Raw genomic sequence first — 20,348 nt, 5'->3', positions numbered from 1 at the left:
AGTGAAGCCAGCCGCGGGCGCCCCCTCGAGCGATCGAGTGGGCGCCCGCGGCATGAGGGGATGACCGAAGCCGACAGGAGGCCCGCGGCGTCAGGAGTCCCCGGCGGCCTGGATGGCGGTCAGGGCGATGGTGTAGACGATATCGTCGACCAGTGCCCCTCGCGAGAGGTCGTTCACCGGCTTGTTGAGCCCCTGCAGCATGGGGCCGACGCTGATCACCCCGGCGCTTCTCTGCACCGCCTTGTAGGTGGTGTTGCCGGTGTTGAGGTCGGGGAACACGAACACCGTGGCGCGTCCCGCCACTGGCGAGTCGGGCGCCTTCTGGCGGCCCACGCTCTCGATGGCCGCGGCGTCGTACTGCAGCGGCCCGTCGATGCAGAGCGACGGCTCGCGCTCCCGGGCGATACGTGTGGCCTCACGCACCTTCTCGACGTCGGCCCCGCTGCCGGAGGCCCCGGTGGAGTAGCTGATCATCGCCACCCTGGGCTCGATGCCGAAGGCCTCGGCGGAGCGGGCGCTCTGGATGGCGATCTCGGCCAGCGCCTCGGCGTCCGGGTCGGGGATCACCGCACAGTCGCCATAGACCACCACCTGCTCGGGCAGCAGCATGAAGAAGATCGACGACACCTGGCGATAGCCGGGAGCCGTCTTGATCAGCTGGAAGGCGGGGCGCACGGTGTTGGCGGTGGTGTGGATCGCCCCCGAGACCAGGCCGTCCACCGCGCCCTCGGCGAGCATCATGGTGCCGAGCACCACGCTGTCCTGGAGCTGGTCCGCGGCGGTCAGGGCGTTGAGCTTGCCGGGGCGGCGCTTGACCATCGGCTTGACGTAGGAAAGGCGGAGCTCGGCCGGGTCGAGGATCTCGAGATCCTCGGGCAGCTCGAGGCCACGGCTCCGGGCCACCGCCTCGACTTCCTCGCGCCGGGCCAGCAGCACGCAGCGGGCGATGCCGCGCCGCTGGCAGATCACCGCGGCCTCCACGGTGCGCGGCTCGCTGCCCTCGGGCAGCACGATGCGCCGGCTCGCCTGCTGGGCCAGCCGCACCAGCCGATGGCGGAAGGCGGCCGGGGAGAGCCGGCTCGGGTAGCCGCGGCTGAGGTTCTCCTTGAGCCACGCCAGGTCGAGGTGATCGGCCACGAAGCGGGTCACCTGCTCGGCGCGCTCGGGATCGTCGATGGGGATGTCGTTGGCCATGCGGTCAAGCTGCTGGGCCGTCGCGTAGCTGTCGGAGTCGACGGCCAGCACCGGCAGGCCGCTCGCCAGCGCCGGGCGGCAGAACTCGATCATCGCCTCGTCCGGCAGTTCGCCGTGGGTCAGCAGCAGGCCCGCCAGCGGCACCCCGTTCATGGCCGAAAGCGAGGCGGCGAGCAGGATGTCGTCGCGATCCCCCGGGGTGACCAGCAGCCGTCCGGCGCGGAACACATGCAGGGCATGGGAGGCGCTGCGGGCGCACAGGCTGGTGCCCAGCACGCGGCGACGGTCGGCCTCGCCCTGATGCAGGATACGCGCCTGAAGGGCCCGGGCGACGTCCAGCACCCGGGGAGCGGAGAGGCTGGCGTGCCAGGGGATCGCGCCGATCAGGCGGAAACGGTCGCCGTCCAGCGCCGGCAGGTGGTGGCGCAGGCTGGCGAGCTGCGGGTCGTCGAGTCCGGTGGTGAGTTCGGGCGCCGCCAGCGGCGCGGTGGCCTCGTCGTCGGGCAGCGGGCGCAGGCGCATCAGGATGCAGCCGAGGGTGCGCGGGGAGTCGACGCCTTCGAAGGGCTGGGCGTGCAGGTCCAGGCGCTCCGCCAGGTCGCGCGGGTCGCTCAGGTCGCCGTCGGCCACCAGGATGACCCGCGCATTGAGCGCGTGGGCCAGCGCCTCGTTGAGCCGGCTCGCATAGCTGCTGTGAGGGCTGGGGGCGAGCCCCTCGATGACCACGAGCTCCGGGGCGTCGCCCGCCTCCGGCAAGGCGACCCGGGCATGTCGCTCCACGGCCTCTTCCATCAGCTCGTCGGCGCGCTCCTCGCGCAGCAGGCGCTCGAGCCGCGCCTGGGGCAGCGGCGCGGGCGGGTCGAGGCCCAGGGTGCTGGCGGCCAGGGCGCAGGAGCGATCGGGCCCCTGGCCGTTGATCTCGTCCTGGCGGAACGGCTTCATGAAGCCGGCCTTGAGCCCCAGGGTGTCCAGTGCACGGATCAGGCCCAGGCAGGCGGAGGTCAGGCCGACGCCGCTGTCGGTGGGCACCAGCAGCAGGTTGCGGGGATCGGGACGGCGCTCACTCGGCCGCTCATTCGGGCGCTCAATTTGGGTCATGGGGGGTGGACTCTTCCTGAAGCAGCTGGCGGGTTTCCTCGGCGATGCGTCCCTCCTCGTCGGTGGGAATGACCCACAGCTGGGGGGGGCGGCCGTCCTCGGCGAGATCGATGCGGCCCTCTCGGCCGCCCACGGTATCGGCATTGGCCCTGGCGTCCAGGCGCAGGCCGAAGTGGCGCAGCAGCTCGACCACCCGGGCACGCACCTCGCTGTCGTTCTCGCCGATGCCGCCGGTGAAGGCGATGCCATCCAGGCGCGGCAGGGCGCAGGTCAGTCCCGCCAGCGACTTGGCCAGGCGATAGCAGAATACCTCGATGGCAAGCTCGGCGCCCGCGTGGTGCTGGGCGGCGGCCTGGTGCAGGCGGCGCATGTCGTTGGAGAGCCCGGAGAGGCCCAACAGCCCGCTCTCCTTGTTGAGCAGGGTGTCGATGCGCTCGAGCGACCAGCCTAGCTGACGAGCCAGGTGGGCGTGCAGGCCGGGGTCCACGTCGCCGCTGCGGGTGCCCATCACCAGGCCCTCCAGCGGCGTCAGGCCCATGCTGGTGTCGACGCTCGTCCCCTGCCACACCGCGCAGGTGGAGCAGCCGTTGCCCAGGTGGGCAATGAGCCAGCCGCCATGACGGCGTTCGCTCAGGGTGTCGACCCGCGCGCTCACGTAGGCGTGGCTGCTGCCGTGAAAGCCGTAGCGGCGAATGCCGTGGCGACGATAGAGCGATTCCGGCAGCGCATAGCGATAGGCCCGCGGGGGCAGGGTCTGGTGGAAGGCGGTATCGAAGACCGCGACCTGGGGCAGGTCGGGGAACAGCGCCTGGGTGGCCTTGAGGCCCTCCAGGTTGGCCGGGTTGTGCAGCGGCGCCATGGCCACGGTGGCCTCGATGGCGCGCTTCGCGGCGGCATCGAGGCGGGTGGCGCGGGTGAAGCGCTCGCCGCCGTGGACGACGCGATGCCCCACCGCCACGGGATGCTGTCCCTCGAGACCCTCGAGGATCTCCGCCATGGCGTCGGCGTGGCCGGCCCCGTGCAGCGGCCGCGAGAATGAGCGGCCCTGGCTATCGACGCCCGTCAGGCGCGCATCCTCGCTGCCCAGGCGCTCGGCCAGGCCGGAGAGGCGGGGCGCGCCGGGCGAGGCGGGCACCAGGGCGTACTTGATCGACGAGGAACCGCAGTTGATGACCAGTACCGGGTCGTTCATGGCACATCCTTCTGTATCGAGTGGCGCGGGGCGTGCGATCGACTGTGAGCGCACGGGCACGGCGCCTGATTCTCGCGAAATTAACACGTTGCGAGGCGAGAAACAGTGACGTGGATCGCGAGACGGCGACGCAGGCGCTTCTCATTCTTTGCGTGACGCCGCTGCCGTCACCTCGAGGTGAGCATTGCACCTTGGTCTAAGCTGGGCCAGAATGAAGTCGTGTATGAAAACAGTGTTTTCTAACTGGAGGCCTGCCATGAAGACCCTTACGATCTCTGCGGTATCCGCGGCCCTGCTGCTGGCCGGCACCAGCGCCTTGGCTCAGAGCAGCGTCATGAACTACGACCCGAGCCCCTATCTGGGTGGCGATGCCCTGTTCTGGGAGCTGGATCCTGATCGCGGCTCCGGCAGCGCCGACAGCACCGGCCTGCGCCTGCGCGGCGGCGTGGCGTTCAACGACTACTTCGCCCTGGAAGGCCACCTCGGCGGCGGCGGTTCCGACGGTCCCGTCGAGCTCGACTACCTCGCCGGCGCCTACGCCAAGGGCATCCTGCCGATCACCCCGGACTTCCGCCTCTACGGTCTGGCCGGCTTCACCGAGGTGGATGTCGATATCGAGGAAGAGAGCGGTTTCTCCTGGGGCGGCGGCGCCGCGTTCGACGTGGCACCGAATCTGGCCCTCGGGGCCGACTACGTCCGCTACCTGGACGAATCGAGCTACACCTTCGATGCCGCGAGCGTCGGGATGACGTTCCACTTCTGATCGGGTGGCGACACGCCGCGTCTACGGTTCGCCACGACACCACGGAAAACGCCCCCGCCGGTTGTCCGGCGGGGGCGTTCGAGTGTGTGAGGGGAGCCGGCGACCGTCCGGAACAGCGAAAGTCGCGGCGTCGCGTCAGACTTCCTTGTAGAGCTCGGCGCCCTCCTGGCGGAACCGTTCGGCCTGCTCCTGCATGCCACGCTCTACCGTCTCTCGTTCTACCCACTCGGGGTCGCCGTCGAGGCCCTTCTCCTTGGCCTCGCGCTTCAAGAACGAATCGCGGACCTCCTGGCTGATCTTCATCGAGCAGAACTTCGGCCCGCACATGGAGCAGAAGTGTGCCACCTTGGCGGAGTCCTTGGGCAGGGTCTCGTCGTGGTACTCGCGGGCGGTATCCGGGTCTAGCCCTAAGTTGAACTGGTCCTCCCAGCGGAACTCGAAGCGCGCCTTGGAGAGCGCGTTGTCCCGGCGCTGGGCGGCCGGGTGCCCCTTGGCGAGGTCGGCGGCGTGGGCGGCGATCTTGTAGGTGATGATGCCGGTCTTGACGTCGTCCTTGTTGGGCAAGCCCAGGTGCTCCTTGGGCGTCACGTAGCAGAGCATGGCGCAGCCGTACCAGCCGATCATGGCAGCACCGATGCCGGAGGTGATGTGATCATAGCCCGGTGCGATGTCGGTGGTCAGCGGCCCCAGGGTGTAGAAGGGCGCCTCGTCGCACGCCTCGAGCTGCTTGTCCATGTTCTCCTTGATCAGGTGCATGGGCACGTGGCCCGGCCCCTCGATCATCACCTGGACGTCGTGCTGCCAGGCGATGCGGGTCAGCTCGCCCAGGGTCTCGAGCTCGGCGAACTGCGCCTCGTCGTTGGCGTCGGCCACCGAGCCCGGGCGCAGGCCGTCGCCCAGCGAGAAGGCGACGTCATACTGCTTGCAGATCTCGCAGATCTCCTCGAAGTGGGTGTAGAGAAAGCTCTCCTGGTGGTGGAAGAGGCACCACTTGGCCATGATCGACCCGCCCCGGGAGACGATCCCGGTGACCCGCTTGGCGGTCAGCGGCACGTAGCGCAGCAGCACGCCGGCGTGGATGGTGAAGTAGTCCACGCCCTGCTCGGCCTGCTCGATCAGGGTGTCGCGGAACACCTCCCAGGTGAGGTCTTCGGCCACGCCGTTGACCTTTTCCAGCGCCTGGTAGATGGGCACGGTGCCGATCGGCACCGGGGCGTTGCGGATGATCCACTCGCGGGTCTCGTGGATGTTCTGCCCGGTGGAGAGATCCATGATGGTGTCCGAGCCCCAGCGGATGCCCCAGGTCATCTTGTCGACCTCGTCTTCGATGGAGGAGGTGACCGCCGAGTTGCCGAGGTTGCCGTTGATCTTCACCAGGAAGTTGCGGCCGATGATCATCGGCTCGGTTTCCGGGTGGTTGATGTTGCAGGGGATGATCGCCCGACCCGCGGCGACCTCGTCGCGCACGAACTCCGGGGTGATCTCGTCCGGCAGGCGCGCGCCGAAGCCCTGGCCGGCGTGCTGGTGGCCGAGGATGCGCTCGACCTCCGCGGTACCCAGCGCCTGGCGGCGCTGATTCTCGCGAATGGCGATGAATTCCATCTCCGGGGTGACGATGCCCTGGCGGGCGTAGTGGAGCTGGGTAACGTTCCCGGCCTTGCCATCTTTTGAACGGCGTGCCCGACGGGGCGTGCGGGTCAGATCGAAACGCAGGTTGGCAAGCATCGGGTCGTTGGCCCGGCGCCGGCCGTAGTCGGAGGTCGGGCCGTCGAGGCGCTCGGTGTCGCCGCGTTCCTCGATCCAGTCGCGGCGCAGCTCGGCAAGGCCCCGGCGCAGGTCGATCTCGGCCTCGGGGTCGGTGTAGGGGCCGGAGGTGTCGTAGACCAGCAGCGGCGGGTTGGCCTCGTCCTCACCGGAGGTCCTGGTCGGCGAGAGACTGATCTCGCGGAACGGCACCCGGATGTCCGGGCGCGAGCCCTCCACGTAGATCTTGCGCGAGCCGGGCAGCGGCTTTATGGCGGCCTCGTCGACGCGGGCACTCTCGGCGAGGAAATGGGCGGTCTTGCTCATGGTGTTCTCCCTTGATTTGTCGGGGTCTTGTTCAGGGAGGACACAGGCGGGAAGGACAGGGGCCACGGCGCCGGGGCACGCGGCCTGTCGCTTGATCCCTACGCTGGTCCTAGCCAGTTCAGGTTCAACGGGATCCATGCTGGCAAGCGCATGGTCTCAGCCGTTATCAACGGCGCCCCGTCAAGCGTTGGTGGTCGGGCAATCTCGCGATTCCCCTCCTATCCCGTGGGTGGGCGGCCTGACCAGGGCCAGCCCGGGATGACAGCTGGGGCCAGCTCAGTGGCGCTGGTCCAGCCCCATCTGCCAGAAGTCGATCTCGAGACGGGTGGCGTCGCGGAATACCGCGGTGAGCTCTTCGAAGCGGCGCGGCGTTACCTCCGCCAGCCGGGCGTCGAGCCAGGCGCGCTCGTCCGCCATGGCCTGCTGGAAGGCCTCGCCCTCGTACATGGCGATCCAGGCGTCATAGGGATTGGCCTCGCCGCGCACCGTCTCGTCGCGGCCGTTGAGCCACTGGGCGATCTCGCCGTAGCCGACCAGGCAGGGGGCGAGCGCCACGTGCAGGTCGAGCAGGTCGCCGCGGTGGCCGGTGTCCAGCACGTAGCGGGTGTAGGCCAGCGTCGCGCGGGCCTCGGGCAGGCGCGAAAGGTCCTGCTCCGAGATGCCCCAGGCGCGGCAGTAGTCCACGTGCAGCCCCAGCTCGACGTCGAGGATGGTCTTCAAGCCGTCGAAGGCGTGACGCAGCTCGCCGAGGTCGCGGCTCTTGTAGGCGGCCAGGGCATAAGCCCGGGCGAAGTGGATCAGGAACAGGTAGTCCTGCTGAAGGTAGTGGCGAAAGGCGCCTTCCTCGAGGGTGGCGTCGCCGAGCCGGCGAACGAAGTCGTGCTCGATGTAGGCGCGCCAGTCGTCCTGGCAGGCCGCGGTGAGATCGTCGAATCGGTAGCCCATCTTGTCTCCGGTCTGAGGGCGATCCGGAAGCGGGGCGGGAGAGGGTGACCGGGGAAGGTGCCGAGAGGGCGCTGGTCACCGCTTGATTCCTACGCCGGTACTAGCCGGATCAGGTTCACGGGACCAGCGCTCGGTGTCTCGAGTCTGTTGCGACAGACTCTCGACACCCTGCGCCATCTCAGCCGGCTCTACCGGCACCCCGTCAAGCGAAGCTCTGACTGTAGCATCCTGGCGGAGATTTACCAGCCTGCCTGCGGTCGAGGTCGGCTACTGCCGAATGGCTTCCAGCTCGAGGATCAGCTCCACCTCGTCGCCGACCAGGCCGTTGTCGACCCCGTAGGTCATTCCCCAGTCGCTGCGCTGGAGGGTGGTGCGTGCCGACAGCCCCAGGGTGTGCTGCTCGTGGCCGAAGGGGTAGGTCGCGGCCTTGTTGAGCGTGACCTCCAGGGTCACCGGGTGGGTCTCGCCCAGCAGGGTCAGATCGCCCTCGAGAGTGCCCTGGCGGTCGCTGTGCGTCTCGAGGCCGGTGGCCTCGAAGACGATGGTCGGGTAACGCCCCGCGTCGAGGAAGTCATCACTGCGCAGGTGGTCGTCGCGATCGTCGTGATTGGTGAAGGCGCTGTCGGCCGTGATTTCGACCCTGCCGGAGTGCAGCCGCTGCGTCTGCTCGTCATAGACGAATTCGCCACGACCCTCCAGGAACATGCCGAGGGTATCCGCGTAGCCGATGTGTTCGGTCAGAAAGCCGATGGAGAAGTGGTCGGGATCGATCTCGTAGGTATGTGGCTCGGCGCTGGCCATGGGCGTCGTGAGGACGCCCAGCGTCAGGACCAGTCCGGTAGCGATCGGCAGGGGGGAGCAGGGTGTCGGGTGGCGAGGCGTGGGCATGGGGGCATCCTCCGGGGGGCTAGGGTCAGGGATCAGGGGCACGGGGTCTTGCCGTCCTGTGGCCATCACGCCGAGGCGCGGCGATACAGCCAGCGTATATCGGTGATGAACGACCAGCTGAGGGCCAAAAGCGCACTGCCCGCCAGCCAGCTCGCCGCTGTGGTGCCGGTCATGGGCAGCAGGGCGATCATCAGGGCGGCCACCTGCCAGACGCATACCGCCTTGCGGCGGCGACTCTCCGGCAGCGGGTCGGTCAGCCAGGTCATCCTGAGCCCGGCAATAACGAAAGCGTAGCGCATGGCGCCGATGGCCAGGACCCAAGGGCCTGCCTTGTCGAGCAGCAGTAGCGCCAGGCACAGCACGAGGATGAAGAAGGCATCGAGCTCCATGTCGAACCGCGCGCCGAAGTCGCTCTGGGTGGACGTGCGCCGGGCGACCCAGCCATCCACGCCGTCCAGCAGCAGGGCCAGCAGGGCCAGGATGGCGAGGGGAAACGCGGAGCGGGCCAGCAGATCCGGATCGGCCAGGGTGCCGGCCAGCAGGGCGACGATAGCGCCTCGCCCCAAGGTGACGCGGTTGGCCCAGCCCAGTTCACGCCAGTGGGCGGGCAGGTTCGCCAGGACTAGCCCGGCCATGATGAGGTAGCAGACCATCGCCAACAGTGGGACCGGCAGGCTCGCCTCTAGCCAGCCAGTGAGCAGTGAGGCCGGAATCACCAGGCCTAGGGCCCCTGTTCCAAGGTCACGAGCGATCGTCATAGGCGCCTCTATCGCGGCATGATGCGGTCGATAATTGACGATACTGCATTGTTCATCGGCGTGCTAGTGTATCAATATTGTAGAAGTTTAGGGCGTGTCGCCGTGCGCGATACCGGCCCGGGGCAGGTGGCCAGCACGGGGCCCCTGGATTGTATCCCGTAACACCCGCCGAATAATGCCAAAGGGATCTTGCCATGCCACACGAGACCGCAACCGCCTTCTGGACCCTGGCTCCCGGCCAGGGGGCCCTGCGAGAGGAGGTTCTGGCCAGGCCCGGCCCCGGCGAGGTGGCCGTTCGCACCCTCTATAGCGGCATCAGCCGTGGCACCGAGGCGCTGGTCTTCGAGGGGCGGGTGCCGGAAAGCGAATGGCAGCGCATGCGTGCCCCTTTCCAGGCAGGCGACTTCCCCGGGCCGGTCAAGTACGGCTACATCAGCGTGGGCGTCGTCGAGGCCGGGGAGCCCTCCCTGATCGGTCGCGAGGTGTTTTGCCTCTATCCCCACCAGGATCGCTTCGTGGTGCCCGCGGATGCCGTGACGCCGCTGCCGGACGGCCTGCCGGCGGCGCGAGCCGTGCTCGCGGCCAACATGGAGACGGCCATCAATGCGGTCTGGGATGCCGCCCCCGGGGTGGGAGACCGGATCGCCGTGGTCGGCGCCGGCGTGGTCGGCGCTCTGGCAGCCTGGCTGTGTGCCGGGATCCCCGGCACCCAGGTGCAGCTGGTGGATGTGATGCCGGGGCGTGCCGCCCTGGCCGAAGCCCTGGGCCTCGATTTCTCATCCCCGGCTTCCGCGCGGAGCGAGAACGACCTGGTGATCCATGCCAGCGGTCGGGCCGAGGGGCTGCGCCTGGCCCTCTCCCTGGCCGGTTTCCAGGCGAAGGTGGTGGAGATGAGCTGGTTCGGCAGCGCCGAGGTCGCGCTGCCGCTGGGCGAGGCCTTCCACTCTCGGCGGCTGACCCTGCAGGCGAGCCAGGTCGGGCACCTGCCTCCCGAGCGCGCGGCCCGCTGGGATTATCGTCGCCGCCTGGCCCTGGCCCTGGACCTGCTGGACGACCCGCGCCTCGACGCCCTGATCAGCGGCGAGAGCGACTTTCACGAGCTGCCGTCGCTGATGCCACGCCTGGCCGCTGGCGGCGGCGACGTGCTCTGCCATCGCCTGCACTACCCGACCCCTTCCTGATGCGAGGAGCCTGACTCATGTACCGCCTTAACGTTCGCGACCATTTCATGATCGCCCACAGCTTTCGCGGCGAGGTCTTCGGCCCCGCCCAGCGCCTGCACGGTGCCACCTACGTGGTCGACGTGACTTTTCAGCGCCGCGAGCTCGACGACGACGGCCTGGTCGTGGACATCGGCCTGGCCGGCGAGGCCTTGAAGCGCGTGCTGGCCGAATTCAACTTCCAGAACCTCGACGAGGTCGAGGAGTTTCAGGGCCGCAACACCACCACCGAGTTCATGGCGCGGGTGCTCTTCGAGCGCCTCGCCACGGCCATCCAGCTTGGCCATCTCGGCGAGGCCGCTCTGGGGCTCGATTCGCTCTGCGTGACCCTGAACGAATCGCACGTCGCCTGGGCCAGCTACGAGGGCGCGCTGTAATGTCACAGGAGTCGACGATGCCACAGGAGTCGACGCCCGACCTGGTGCTGATCGTCGCCGGTAACCCCGACCAGAAGACCGGCGGGTACCTCTACGACGCCCGCATGGTAGCGGAGCTGCGCCGGCAGGCGTGGCGGGTCGAGGTGGTGGGGCTCCACGGGCGGTTTCCGCTGCCCGACCCGCAGGCTCGCCACAGCCTGGCGACGACCCTGGCGGGTCTTGCCGACGATGCCCTGGTGGTGATCGACGGCCTGGCCATGGGCGGATTGCCAGATGAGGTCGAGCGGCATGCCGAGCGTCTACGGATCGTCGCCCTCGTCCATCACCCCCTGGCCGACGAGACGGGCCTCGACGCCGCCCGGCAGGCGTGGTTTCGCGAGAGCGAGGCCCGGGCGCTGGCGGCGGCTCGCCGGGTCGTCGTCACCAGCCATCACACCGCCCGGGGCCTGTCGGAGTACGGCGTTCCCGATCAGCGCATTCGGGTCGCCGAACCGGGCGTCGACAGGGCTCCCCTGGCCGACGCTGCCCTGGACCCCGAGGCCCCGGGGCCTGCCGGCCGACTGCTCTGCGTGGCGACCCTGACGCCGCGCAAGGGCCTCGGCCTGCTGGTTGAGGCGCTGGCCGCGCTCACCGACCGCGCCTGGGCCTGCGAGGTGATCGGCAGCCACCGGCGTGACCCCGGGCACGCACACGCCCTGCTGGCCGAGACGCGACGTCTCGGCCTCGCCGACCGGCTGCGCTTCATGGGCGAACAGGACGACCGCGAGCTGGAGGCGGCCTACCGCCGGGCGGATCTCTTCGTGCTGCCCTCCTGGTACGAGGGCTACGGCATGGTGGTGACCGAGGCGCTGGCCAGGGGCCTGCCGGTGATCACCACCACCGGCGGTGCGCTGACCGATACCCTGCCCCCCGGCGCGGGCATCGCCGTGCCGCCCGGCGATGTCGGCGCCCTTCGCGAGGCGCTGTCGGGCTGGCTGGACGACCCCGGCCTCAGGCACCGGCTGCGCCGGGGGGCCCGCGAGGCCAGGAACGGGCTGGCCGATTGGCCAGCGGCGGCACGGGACTTCATGGCCGCCCTGAAGGCCATCCCCGAGGCGCCGATCCGCGACGCGGCGCATCCCAAGGTGAGGGGCTCGTCATGACGGCGTCCCACGACCACGATGTCTTCTCCGCGGCGTGGCTGTCGCTTCGCGAGGGGCTCGATGCCCGGTCGCGCAGCCATCGCCTGACCGGCCTGGCCGCGGACTGGCTGAGCGAGCGCGACGCCCCCCACGGCATCGTCGACCTGGGCAGCGGCAGCGGCAGCAACCAGCGCTTCCTGGCCGCTCGCCTGCCGGGCCCACAGCGCTGGCGACTGGTCGACCACGATGCCGAGCTGCTGGCCCATGCCCGCCGGCGAGGCGCCCTGCTGCGCGATGGGGCGGGGCAGGCGCTTACCCTGGAGACCGCCTGCCGAGGCCTGTTCCCGGTCGATCGCGAGCTGCTGGCCGATGTCGACCTGGTGGTTGCCTCGGCCCTGATCGACCTGATGCCCAAGCACTGGTTGGCATTGTTGGCGGGCGCCTGCGCCTCGGGTGGCCAGGCCCTGCTGATCACCCTCAGCGTGGACGGCGACTGGGCTTTCATCGATCGTCGGGGCGAGCGCGTCGAAGCAGGTGAGGACATCGCCGTGCGCACCCTCTTCCAGGCCCACCAGCTCCGCGACAAGGGCCTGGGCCCCGCGCTGGGCGGCGAGGCGCCCGCGGTGCTGGCCAGCCTGCTGACGGCCGCCGGCTTCCGGGTCGAGAGCGCCGCCACGCCGTGGCACCTGACGCCGGGCGACGCCTCGCAGCGTTCGCTGGCCGAGGCCCTGATCACGGGCTGGCACGACGCCGCCCTGGAGGAGGCGCCGACTCAGGCGTTGCGTCTTGGCGACTGGCGAGACCGTCGCCTGGCGGATATCCAAGCCGGCGAGCTGGGCCTGACCGTGGGGCATCGTGACCTCTTCGCCTGGCCGGCGTCCTCGGCGGGTCGAGCGTGAACATGGATGACCGTCGGGTTCACCGCCTGTGGCGGCCACTGGCCAGCCTGCTCCTGCTCGGCGGGCTGTGGGTGTGGCTCGAGCCGGGAGAGGTGGTCGACGCGGTCGGTCCGCTGGCACCGGGCTGGCTGCTGCTGGCCCTGGCCCTGACGCTGCCGCAGGTGCTGCTCTCCGCCTGGCGCTGGCGGCTCACCTCGTCGCGTCTCGGCCTGCCCCTGGGCTGGGGGCGCGCCTTGCGGGAGTACTACCTGGCCCTGTTCCTCAACCAGGTGCTGCCCGGCGGGGTGGCGGGGGACGCCGCCAGGGCCTGGCGGCACTCCCGGGACAGCGGTCGGCGGGGCAGCGCCTGGCGGGCGGTGATCATCGAACGCGCCTCCGGCCAGCTGGCCCTGCTGCTGCTGACCCTGCTGGTCGTGGCCCTGTCGCCGCTGTGGCAGGGCCTGCTCGGCGAGGCGCTGGCGAGCCTGTCATCGCCGCGGGTGCTGGGCGTGGCAGCGCTGCTGGTGCTGCTCGGCGTTGCCGTGATGCGACGTCTGCTGCGCCGCCCGCCAGCGGCACTGGCCGGGCTGGGGGGCGACGTGCGCCGCAGCCTGCTGGCCTCGACGGTCTGGCCACGGCAGCTCGCCGGCTCCCTGCTGGTGGTCCTGAGCTATGCGCTGGTGTTCGTCTGCGCGGCCCGGGCGATCGGCGTCACGCTGCCCGTGGTCACCCTGCTGGCGCTGGTGCCGCCGGTGCTGATGGCGATGGTGATTCCTCTCTCCTTCGCCGGCTGGGGACTGCGCGAGGGCGCGGCGGCGCTGGTCTGGGGGCTGGCCGGCCTGGCGCCGGCCGAGGGGGTGGCGGTGTCGATGGCCTATGGGCTGCTGGTGCTGGTGGCGAGCCTGCCCGGTGCGCTGTGCCTGTCGGGCTCGTCGCGCCGCATTGCCGCTGCGCCCTCCGGCGATGGGTCAGGGCCGAGTGAGGTCCAGGTCGAAGACGGTGTCGTCGCCGCAGCGGAACGACCGCGCGATGGGGCGCCGCGCCTGACTCAGGGTGGCGATGGGCGTCATGGCCAGTCCCGGCCGGCCGGAGCCAATCAGCAGGGGGGCCACCAGCAGGTGCAGGCGATCGAGCACGCCGGCCTCCAGGAACCTCGACACCGTGATGCCGCCGCCCTCGACCAGCACGCGCTCGAGCCCCCGCGCGGCCAGCGCATCGAGCACCGCTGCGGGGTCGAAGCCGTCGGTCCCCACCGGCAGCCGCAGGCGGGTGACATGGTCGGAAGCCGGTGGGACGAGTTCTACCTGCTCGCCGATCAGGTGGAGGGTCGGCGCCTCGGCCTCGCTGAGCAGGCGCAGGCTCGCCGGCACCCGGCCCCGGGGGTCGAGGATCACCCGCACCGGCTGGCGTCCGCTCACATGGCGCACCGTCAGCAGCGGGTCGTCCTCGCAGGCGGTGCCGGCGCCGACCACCACGGCGTCCACCAGCGCCCGCAGCCGATGCAGGTGCGTCCGGCTCTCGAGGCCATTGATGTAGTACGAGTGTCCGCTCTCGGTGGCGATGCGCCCATCCAGGCTCTGACCCAGCTGGGCCAGGGCCAGGCGACCGACATGCCCTGCCAGCGGCGCCAGGTTGTCGAGCAGTGCCCGGGCGTCGTCGCTCACCGGCACGTCAGACGTCCATTCGTGGGCCGTCAGGCGCAGCGGGCCGTCCTCATGCCCCGAGGCGTCGCGGCCGGTCGAGAGGGCTTGGCAGAGGGCCTGCCAGGCCGCCTCCAGGTCCAGGGGCGCGGAAGAGGGCGGGGTCATGAGGGCTCCGGGTCAGTGGAAAGCATTCATCATGCGCAGTCCGACACGGTGGGACAAGGTCTGCAAGGAGGGCATCATGCATCAGGTTGAACGGGCCATCTTCGATCTTCGACGCGGCATGCCGGTGGTCGTCATCGACGGCGACTCCCGCGTGCTGGTCCAGGCCATCGAGGGGGCCGGTGAACAGACCGTGTCACGCCTGGCCGGTCTCGCGGGCGACACGCCCGCGCTGGTCCTGAGTCGTCATCGCCTGGCGGTGCTGGGGGAGCCGCAAGCCCCTCGGCTGGCCCGCCTGCCATTGACCGAGGGCGCCGATCGGCAGCGGCTGGTCGACCTGGCCTTCGGCCTGGCGCCGCAGGCCAGGGTCGGTGGCGAGGCGCTGGCTCGCTGGCGTCGGGCCCTGGAGCCGGCCCAGGCGGCAGATCGAGCGGCGCTGGCGCTGATGCGCCGGTCGCTGCTGATCCCCGCGGCACTGGTGGCCCGGGTCAGTGAGGCCGAGTGGCCCGCCGTGCAGGCCCGGCTGGACGACGGCACCTGGCTGACGGTCCGGGCGGATGAGGCCGAGCAGTGCCTGGAGGGGGGCGTCGGCATGCTCAAGCGCATCAGCGAGGCGCAGATTCCCCTGGAGGATGCCCGCGACTGTCGCTTCATCCTGTTTCGCGAACCCGACGGCCTGCGCGAGCACGTGGCGGTGGTGATCAACGCGCCTGGCCAGGGGGGCGAGGCGGTGCCGCTGCGCCTGCACTCGGCCTGCCTGACCGGCGATCTCTTCGGCAGCCTGCGCTGCGACTGCGGCGATCAGCTGCGCAATGCCGTGGCCGACATCCAGGCGCTGGGCGGCGGCGTGCTGCTCTACCTGGCCCAGGAGGGGCGCGGCATCGGGCTGGCCAACAAGTTGCGAGCCTATACGCTGCAGGACGGCGGCCTGGACACCCTGGATGCCGACCAGGTCCTGGGGTTCGGCGACGACGAGCGTCGCTACGGCGTCGCGGTGGACATGCTGGATGCCCTGGGCATCCGCCGCGTGCAGTTGCTCACCAACAATCCCGGCAAGATGGCGGCCCTGGCCGAGGGCGGTATCGAGGTGGTCGAGCGCCAGGCGCTCTATGGCAGCCTCAACGATCACAATCGGCGCTACCTCAGCGCCAAGTCGGAGCGCGCCGGCCATCTGCTCGATGCCGTATTCACCGGCGACCGGGATTCGACCGCCTGACCGCGCCGGGCGCGCTTCGGGACGAAGCGGGGCGCGCTATCGCTCCAGGGTGTCCAGGCTCTGGGTCTCGCGAAGGATGCGCGCGATACGCTTCCCGTAGTGGGCCACCAGGCGGGCGCCGAGTTCTGCCGTGCCCAGTCGCGCATTGCCGACCACCCCCGCGGGGTGCAGGTCCTCGGCCAGCCAGGCGAAGGCGGCCTCTCCCTCCGGGCCCAGCAGCCAGTCCTTCTCCGCCATGGCCTCGCCCCGAGAGGGCGGGTGATCCAGGTGCTCGAGGCGCACCTTGTCGGGGGCGAGGTGGTGCATCATGGCGGTCTCAAGCGCGCCCCCATGGAGCCCGTGGCGCAGCTCCTCGGCGGGCAGTCCACCGGCGGGCAGCATGCCCGGCGGCGGCATCCGGGTGTAGTTGACCTTGACCACCATCATGCCGTGACGGCGGCGCAGGCGCAGGGCGGCCAGGTCCATCACCGCCTTGTTGCCGCCGTGGCTGTTGATCAGCACCAGACGCTTCAGGCCGGCGCGGGCCACGGCGTCGCCATGCGCCTCCAGGGTGGCCATGGCCAGCTCCGGGGGCAGGCTGAGGGTCCCGGGGAAGCTCAGGTGCTCGTCGCTGGCCCCTACCGCCATGGGCGGCAGGATCACCAGGGGGAAGCTCGCGGGCAGGTGGGTCAGTGCTTCCTCCAGCAGCCCCTCGCCGATGTCGAGGTCGGTGGAAAGCGGCAGGTGGGCACCGTGCTGCTCTATGGCGCCCATCACCATCACCGCCACCGCACTGTGCGGCAGGAACGATAGCTCGTGACTGGTGAGGTCCAGCCAGCGGGGGCAGGGGGGGAGATCATTCATGGGGCGGTGCGCTCCGTGCCGTATGGTTCATGGCCATGATGGGCCTGGCGCTCGCCGGCGGCCAGGCGACGAAAGACTGCAGCGGCATCTCCCCGGGCGCTTCCGGCGGCGGGGGCGCTGGGCGGGCCACAGGCGTGCTGGCCATGGACGGGCCGGGCGTGGCCAAGGCCCACCGCCGCAGCACCGGCGGGGGCGTCGCCTCCGCCGGCACCCTCAGCAGGCCGACGCGGGTGAGCCAGCGGCCCAGGGTCGGGCTGCTGCTCACCCTGACCAGCGGCGCCGCGATCAGCAGGCCTCCCCAGACCGGGGCGAGCCACCAGAAGAACATCGGGGCGAGCAGGTAGGTCGAGGCGGCCCAGCCTGCGCCGATCAGGGTCGCGAGCCAGGTGTGGCGAAAGGCTTCCCCCCAGGGCACCGGTCGCCCCTCGCGGTCCTGGGCGTCCCAGCGCACCTCGTGGCCACCGAGCATGCCCAGGATGAACCCGCTGTGCAGCAGCATCATGAGGGGCGCGACCAGGATGGCGAAGGCGATCTCCAGCAGGGTGCTCGCCAGCAGTCTGGCCCGGCCCCCGAAGGCGCCGGGTCGCTGGATGACGCTCAGCAGGCACCCCAGCACCTTCGGCAGCAGCAGGATCACGCCCGTGCTGATCAGCAGCGGCAGCATCAGGTTCGACGTGGCGATGGGCCAGTCGGGGAAGAGCTGGTCGCCGGTGGGGAAGAACTCATGGCGCCCCTGGGCCCGGCCGATGGCATCCACGCTGCTGACCACCAGCATCAGCCCCCACAGCAGGGAAGTCAGGTAGGCCAGCGCCCCGGAGAGGAAGTGGAGCCGGCTCATGGGATGCAGGCCGCGGGCGCCGAGCAGCCGCAGGTGCTGCAGGTTGCCCTGGATCCAGCGCCGGTCGCGCCTGGCGAACGCGAGCAGGTGGCTCGGCACTTCCTCGTGGCTCTCGTCGAGATGGACATCCAGGTGGACCCGCCAGCCGGCCCGGCGCATCAGTGCCGCCTCGACGAAGTCGTGGCTGAGTATCTCGCCGCCCAGCGGCGGCGTGCCGGACAGCGTCGGCAGGCCGCAACAGGCCATGTAGGCGCGGGTGCGCAGGATGGCGTTGTGGCCCCAGAAGTTCGCGGCATCCCCCTGCCAGAAGCAGCGCCCGGTGGCGAGCAGGGGGCTGTGCAGCGCAGCCGCGAACTGCGTGAAGCGCCCGAACACGCTGCAGGCGCCCACCGGAATCGGCACCGTCTGGATCAGGCCGACCCCGGGATGGGCCTGCATCCTGGCCACCAGCGACACCAGGGTCTCGCCCCCCATCAGGCTGTCCGCGTCCAGCACGACCAGGTAGTCGTAGCGATGGCCCCAGCGGCGACAGAAGTCGGCGAGGTTCCCGGCCTTGCGGCCCCGGTTGTCGTCGCGACGGCGATAGTGCACCGCCAGCTCCGGGGCCAGGCGCCGCTGCAGCCCTGCGATGGCGGCCTGCTCCCGACGGGCGATCGCCTCGTCCCGGGTATCGCTCAGCACGAAGACCTCGAAGCCCCGGACATGGGGCTGGTCGAGCAGCGAGCGACAGGTGCTCTCCAGCCCTCCCGCGACGCGCTCGGGGTCCTCGTTATGGATGGGCATCACCAGTGCCGTGCAGTGCTCGCCCGGATCGCTCGTCGGTGCTGGGGAGTCGAGGCGCTCAAGGGTCAGCGGATCCCGGCGGGTCAGCCGCAGCAGGAAGCCGATGATGGCGGTCCAGAAGGCCACGGTGATCCAGCCGAAGATGATCACGAACAGGCCCAGCACGATGCCCTGCAGGGGCGTGATGCCGTCGACGTTCAGGATCTCGAACATGGCCCAGCCGCCCAGGGCGGTGGTGGCGAGCACCAGCAGGGCGACGAGCGCCTGGCGGGCGGCCAGCCACGGCGCCCGGAGCGAGCCGTCAGCGGAGCTCATCGGGGTGCCAGACGTAGTTCCAGGTTTCGCTCATGGGCCTGTCGCGCAGCGTCAGGGCGAGCCGCATGTCCGCGGGGGTCGTCCCCTCGGGCTGCAGCCGGAAGGAGGCGCGCCAGGTCTCGCCGTCGGGAAGGCGCTGCACTCGGACCTGGCGGGCCTCGCCGCTCGAGACCTCGAGGCTGGCCTCGACCGGATGGCTGGCGTCCAGGCTCGAGAGCTCCCCGCCCCGGAAGTCGACCATGAACTGGCGAAGGCTGCGCGGCGGCGGGTCGCTCTGCCCCGGGACGGCTCCCCACCCCTGCCGGGTGCGCACGGCGCCGGCCAGGGTCTGCTCGGGACGCCGCGCATCGAAGGTCGAGAGCCGATAGCGATAGGTGCGCGAGGCATTCGCCGCGAGCGGCGCCTCGGGGACCCAGTAGGTCACGATGTTGTCGTTGGTCTCCGAGTCGCTGGGGATCTCGACCAGCTCCACGCTGCCCGGCCCCCAGTCATCCAGCGGGGCGACCCAGTGGCTGGGGCGCCGCTCGTAGCGTGACTCCATGTCCAGGTAGTGGTCGAAGTCCCGGTCGCGCTGGGCCAGGCCGAAGCCGGCCGGATTCACGTCCTGCTGGCGGGTGATGTGCAGTTCGAGCGGATTGTTCAGGGGGCGCCAGATCCACTCCCCGGCGTGGGTCCGCATCAGCAGGCCCTCGGAGTCGTGAACCCGGGGCCGAAAGTCGTCGGCAGGAAAAGGGCTGACGTCGCCGTGCATGAACATGCTGGTCAGCGGGGCGATGCCGAGCTTCTGCACGTCGCGCCGGGCGAACAGCCGGGCCTCGACCTCCACCTCGACGTGCTCGCCGGGACGCACCCGAAAGTGGTAGGCCCCGGCCAGCGAGGGGCTGTCGATCAGCGCGACGAGGTCAAGGTGGGTCGCCGTCGGCTCGGGCTTGAACAGCCAGAACTCCTGGAAGGCCGGGAACTCCTCGCCCCCGGCGGTGGCGGTATCGACGGCCAGGCCGCGCGCCGAGAGGCCGTACCCCTGGTCGCGCCCCACCAGCCGGAAGTAGCTGGCGCCCTGGAAGACCAGGAACTCGTCGTGGTACTCCTCGCGGTTGAGGGGGTAGTGTACGCGAAAGCCCGCGTAGCCCGCGCCGCTGAGATCCGCCTTTGCCAGGGAGGCGGCGGCGCCGTCGTAGCGGAACCAGGACGATCGGAAAGGCACCGGGCGCGGCTCGCCGTCCTCGACCAGATTCAGGCGGACCGGCCGCTCGAACAGGAAACCGGGGTGGAAGAGCTGCACCGAGAACAGCCCCTCGTCGCGCCACCGGGCCGCTTCCGGGCGAAAGCGGATGGAGCGGTAGGCATCGTAGTCGACCTCCCGCAACGCCTCGGTCCGATGGCCGGTCGGCACCTCGTAGTCAGACGCCGCGAGCCGGCGGGCGCGCTCGGTGACCTCCGCGAAGGTGTCGACGACGCTCTCAGGCAGGGGGGCGTCGGCCCAGGTCGGCGGGACAGTGCTTGCCACGATCAGGCCCGCCGCAAGCAGTCCGGTGGCCATCCAGCGCAATGGGGTCATGAAGGCTCCTCCTTGGCGCGCGTCTCCCGGTGAGGCGGCTAGGAGATGGCGGCAGGGCGTCGGGATATTTCTTTACAAAGATTATACACTGAGGTTCTCTGGGTCCATCTTGCGCGGATAATTGCTGCCATGTCGTTACGTTCCCTAGCCTGAATATTGCATCAGTATCGCGAGTTTGGCCTGGCGGGTGAGCAGGCCAGCTCTTCATGCTGGATGGCGCGAGAATCGCTCACTTTTTGATCGATTTCCCGCCTTCAAGACGCACTGCCCCCTACCCCCATTGTTTATCTCGTGCCGGGGACAGCACCCTGCCGGTCATCCCGGCACCAGTTTCTTGATCAGCTTGAGGAAGAGGTCTTGGTCGGGGTAGTGGCTACTCAGCATCAGCCGGACGCGCCGGGTATTGCGGATCACCACGCCACCGATCTTCAGCAACTTCAGGCGCAGGGTGGTGACCTGGGCCGTGGCGTATACCGTGCGCTTGAG

17 protein-coding genes, 1 pseudogene and 2 riboswitches are annotated in these 20,348 nt (G+C 70.1%); of the genes and pseudogenes, 7 read left to right on the top strand and 11 right to left on the bottom strand.

Going from position 1 to position 20,348, the window contains the following annotated elements:
* Positions 1–90 precede the first annotated feature (90 nt).
* The gene (pta, locus tag BM388_RS14440) at positions 91–2,292 is read right to left on the bottom strand and encodes a phosphate acetyltransferase (RefSeq protein WP_089851396.1); all 2,202 of its coding nucleotides are present in this window, start codon (positions 2,290–2,292) and stop codon (positions 91–93) included.
* Positions 2,279–3,484, bottom strand: coding sequence for an acetate/propionate family kinase (locus BM388_RS14435; protein ID WP_089851394.1), 1,206 nt, complete (start codon positions 3,482–3,484; stop codon positions 2,279–2,281). Before BM388_RS14435 ends, pta begins: the two co-directional genes overlap by 14 nt.
* Before the next feature lie 256 nt (positions 3,485–3,740).
* On the opposite strand from BM388_RS14435, the gene BM388_RS14430 reads away from it, so the two are divergent.
* On the top strand, positions 3,741–4,247 hold the full coding sequence (locus tag BM388_RS14430; RefSeq protein ID WP_089851392.1) for an outer membrane beta-barrel protein: 507 nt from the start codon (positions 3,741–3,743) through the stop codon (positions 4,245–4,247).
* Between the two features lie 135 nt (positions 4,248–4,382).
* Here BM388_RS14430 and thiC read toward each other — a convergent pair whose 3' ends face one another.
* The 4 genes from thiC to BM388_RS14410 form a co-directional block, all read right to left on the bottom strand.
* Entirely contained in the window at positions 4,383–6,317 is a 1,935-nt protein-coding gene (thiC, locus tag BM388_RS14425) for a phosphomethylpyrimidine synthase ThiC (RefSeq protein WP_089851390.1), read from the bottom strand.
* Between the two features lie 78 nt (positions 6,318–6,395).
* A riboswitch (TPP riboswitch) is annotated at positions 6,396–6,507 on the bottom strand.
* An 86-nt stretch (positions 6,508–6,593) separates the two neighbouring features.
* Positions 6,594–7,262, bottom strand: coding sequence for a thiaminase II (tenA, locus tag BM388_RS14420; protein WP_089851389.1), 669 nt, complete (start codon positions 7,260–7,262; stop codon positions 6,594–6,596).
* Positions 7,263–7,331: 69 nt separating this feature from the next.
* Positions 7,332–7,474, bottom strand: a riboswitch (TPP riboswitch).
* Positions 7,475–7,529: 55 nt separating this feature from the next.
* Positions 7,530–8,150, bottom strand: coding sequence for a YceI family protein (locus BM388_RS14415; RefSeq protein WP_089851387.1), 621 nt, complete (start codon positions 8,148–8,150; stop codon positions 7,530–7,532).
* Between the two features lie 65 nt (positions 8,151–8,215).
* Positions 8,216–8,908 (bottom strand): CDP-alcohol phosphatidyltransferase family protein, encoded by a 693-nt coding sequence (locus BM388_RS14410; RefSeq protein WP_089851385.1) that lies wholly within the window; start codon positions 8,906–8,908, stop codon positions 8,216–8,218.
* Between the two features lie 194 nt (positions 8,909–9,102).
* Between BM388_RS14410 and BM388_RS14405 the strand changes: the two genes are divergently transcribed.
* From BM388_RS14405 to BM388_RS18125, 5 genes and pseudogenes are all read left to right on the top strand, one after another.
* Positions 9,103–10,089, top strand: a complete 987-nt coding sequence (locus BM388_RS14405; protein WP_089851383.1) for a zinc-dependent alcohol dehydrogenase — start codon at positions 9,103–9,105, stop codon at positions 10,087–10,089.
* A 17-nt stretch (positions 10,090–10,106) separates the two neighbouring features.
* Positions 10,107–10,505: a 6-pyruvoyl trahydropterin synthase family protein gene (locus BM388_RS14400; protein WP_089851381.1), complete on the top strand. Its 399-nt coding sequence runs from the start codon at positions 10,107–10,109 to the stop codon at positions 10,503–10,505.
* 17 nt (positions 10,506–10,522) lie between these two features.
* Positions 10,523–11,647, top strand: a complete 1,125-nt coding sequence (locus tag BM388_RS14395; RefSeq protein WP_089851378.1) for a glycosyltransferase family 4 protein — start codon at positions 10,523–10,525, stop codon at positions 11,645–11,647.
* Positions 11,644–12,525 (top strand): class I SAM-dependent methyltransferase, encoded by an 882-nt coding sequence (locus tag BM388_RS14390; RefSeq protein ID WP_089851376.1) that lies wholly within the window; start codon positions 11,644–11,646, stop codon positions 12,523–12,525. Before BM388_RS14395 ends, BM388_RS14390 begins: the two co-directional genes overlap by 4 nt.
* A 2-nt stretch (positions 12,526–12,527) precedes the next feature.
* A pseudogene (locus BM388_RS18125) lies at positions 12,528–13,397 on the top strand (lysylphosphatidylglycerol synthase transmembrane domain-containing protein); the annotation flags it as partial.
* A gap of 75 nt (positions 13,398–13,472) precedes the next feature.
* Here the strand turns inward: BM388_RS18125 and BM388_RS17895 are convergent.
* Positions 13,473–14,312: a RibD family protein gene (locus tag BM388_RS17895; protein ID WP_175535112.1), complete on the bottom strand. Its 840-nt coding sequence runs from the start codon at positions 14,310–14,312 to the stop codon at positions 13,473–13,475.
* Between the two features lie 76 nt (positions 14,313–14,388).
* Here BM388_RS17895 and ribA point away from each other — a divergent pair, with 76 nt between their 5' ends.
* The gene (gene ribA / locus BM388_RS14380) at positions 14,389–15,525 is read left to right on the top strand and encodes a GTP cyclohydrolase II RibA (protein ID WP_089851372.1); all 1,137 of its coding nucleotides are present in this window, start codon (positions 14,389–14,391) and stop codon (positions 15,523–15,525) included.
* Between the two features lie 36 nt (positions 15,526–15,561).
* On the opposite strand, the gene BM388_RS14375 is transcribed toward ribA, so the two are convergent.
* The 4 genes from BM388_RS14375 to BM388_RS14360 form a co-directional block, all read right to left on the bottom strand.
* Positions 15,562–16,368: a creatininase family protein gene (locus BM388_RS14375; RefSeq protein WP_089851370.1), complete on the bottom strand. Its 807-nt coding sequence runs from the start codon at positions 16,366–16,368 to the stop codon at positions 15,562–15,564.
* Complete coding sequence (gene mdoH / locus BM388_RS14370; RefSeq protein WP_089851368.1) at positions 16,361–18,304, bottom strand: glucans biosynthesis glucosyltransferase MdoH; 1,944 nt, start codon at positions 18,302–18,304, stop codon at positions 16,361–16,363. Before mdoH ends, BM388_RS14375 begins: the two co-directional genes overlap by 8 nt.
* On the bottom strand, positions 18,291–19,862 hold the full coding sequence (locus tag BM388_RS14365) for an OpgD/OpgG family glucan biosynthesis protein (protein ID WP_089851366.1): 1,572 nt from the start codon (positions 19,860–19,862) through the stop codon (positions 18,291–18,293). The genes mdoH and BM388_RS14365 overlap by 14 nt, the downstream gene beginning before the upstream one ends.
* A 315-nt stretch (positions 19,863–20,177) precedes the next feature.
* Positions 20,178–20,348 (bottom strand): transposase (locus tag BM388_RS14360; protein ID WP_175535063.1); only part of this gene is annotated, 171 nt, incomplete at its 5' end.

It is taken from the genome of Halomonas saccharevitans (genome assembly GCF_900116405.1).
Lineage (GTDB): Bacteria > Pseudomonadota > Gammaproteobacteria > Pseudomonadales > Halomonadaceae > Halomonas > Halomonas saccharevitans.
This window is presented reverse-complemented; position numbering and strand designations above follow the sequence as displayed.

Excerpts from the sequence above, each read along its gene's own strand:
- pta (WP_089851396.1), bottom strand. The coding sequence starts at position 2,292 with ATGACCCAAATTGAGCGCCCGAATGAGCGGCCGAGTGAGCGCCGTCCC.
- BM388_RS14435 (WP_089851394.1), bottom strand. The coding sequence starts at position 3,484 with ATGAACGACCCGGTACTGGTCATCAACTGCGGTTCCTCGTCGATCAAG.
- BM388_RS14430 (WP_089851392.1), top strand. The coding sequence starts at position 3,741 with ATGAAGACCCTTACGATCTCTGCGGTATCCGCGGCCCTGCTGCTGGCC.
- thiC (WP_089851390.1), bottom strand. The coding sequence starts at position 6,317 with ATGAGCAAGACCGCCCATTTCCTCGCCGAGAGTGCCCGCGTCGACGAG.
- tenA (WP_089851389.1), bottom strand. The coding sequence starts at position 7,262 with ATGGGCTACCGATTCGACGATCTCACCGCGGCCTGCCAGGACGACTGG.
- BM388_RS14415 (WP_089851387.1), bottom strand. The coding sequence starts at position 8,150 with ATGCCCACGCCTCGCCACCCGACACCCTGCTCCCCCCTGCCGATCGCT.
- BM388_RS14410 (WP_089851385.1), bottom strand. The coding sequence starts at position 8,908 with ATGACGATCGCTCGTGACCTTGGAACAGGGGCCCTAGGCCTGGTGATT.
- BM388_RS14405 (WP_089851383.1), top strand. The coding sequence starts at position 9,103 with ATGCCACACGAGACCGCAACCGCCTTCTGGACCCTGGCTCCCGGCCAG.
- BM388_RS14400 (WP_089851381.1), top strand. The coding sequence starts at position 10,107 with ATGTACCGCCTTAACGTTCGCGACCATTTCATGATCGCCCACAGCTTT.
- BM388_RS14395 (WP_089851378.1), top strand. The coding sequence starts at position 10,523 with ATGCCACAGGAGTCGACGCCCGACCTGGTGCTGATCGTCGCCGGTAAC.
- BM388_RS14390 (WP_089851376.1), top strand. The coding sequence starts at position 11,644 with ATGACGGCGTCCCACGACCACGATGTCTTCTCCGCGGCGTGGCTGTCG.
- BM388_RS17895 (WP_175535112.1), bottom strand. The coding sequence starts at position 14,312 with ATGACCCCGCCCTCTTCCGCGCCCCTGGACCTGGAGGCGGCCTGGCAG.
- ribA (WP_089851372.1), top strand. The coding sequence starts at position 14,389 with ATGCATCAGGTTGAACGGGCCATCTTCGATCTTCGACGCGGCATGCCG.
- BM388_RS14375 (WP_089851370.1), bottom strand. The coding sequence starts at position 16,368 with ATGAATGATCTCCCCCCCTGCCCCCGCTGGCTGGACCTCACCAGTCAC.
- mdoH (WP_089851368.1), bottom strand. The coding sequence starts at position 18,304 with ATGAGCTCCGCTGACGGCTCGCTCCGGGCGCCGTGGCTGGCCGCCCGC.
- BM388_RS14365 (WP_089851366.1), bottom strand. The coding sequence starts at position 19,862 with ATGACCCCATTGCGCTGGATGGCCACCGGACTGCTTGCGGCGGGCCTG.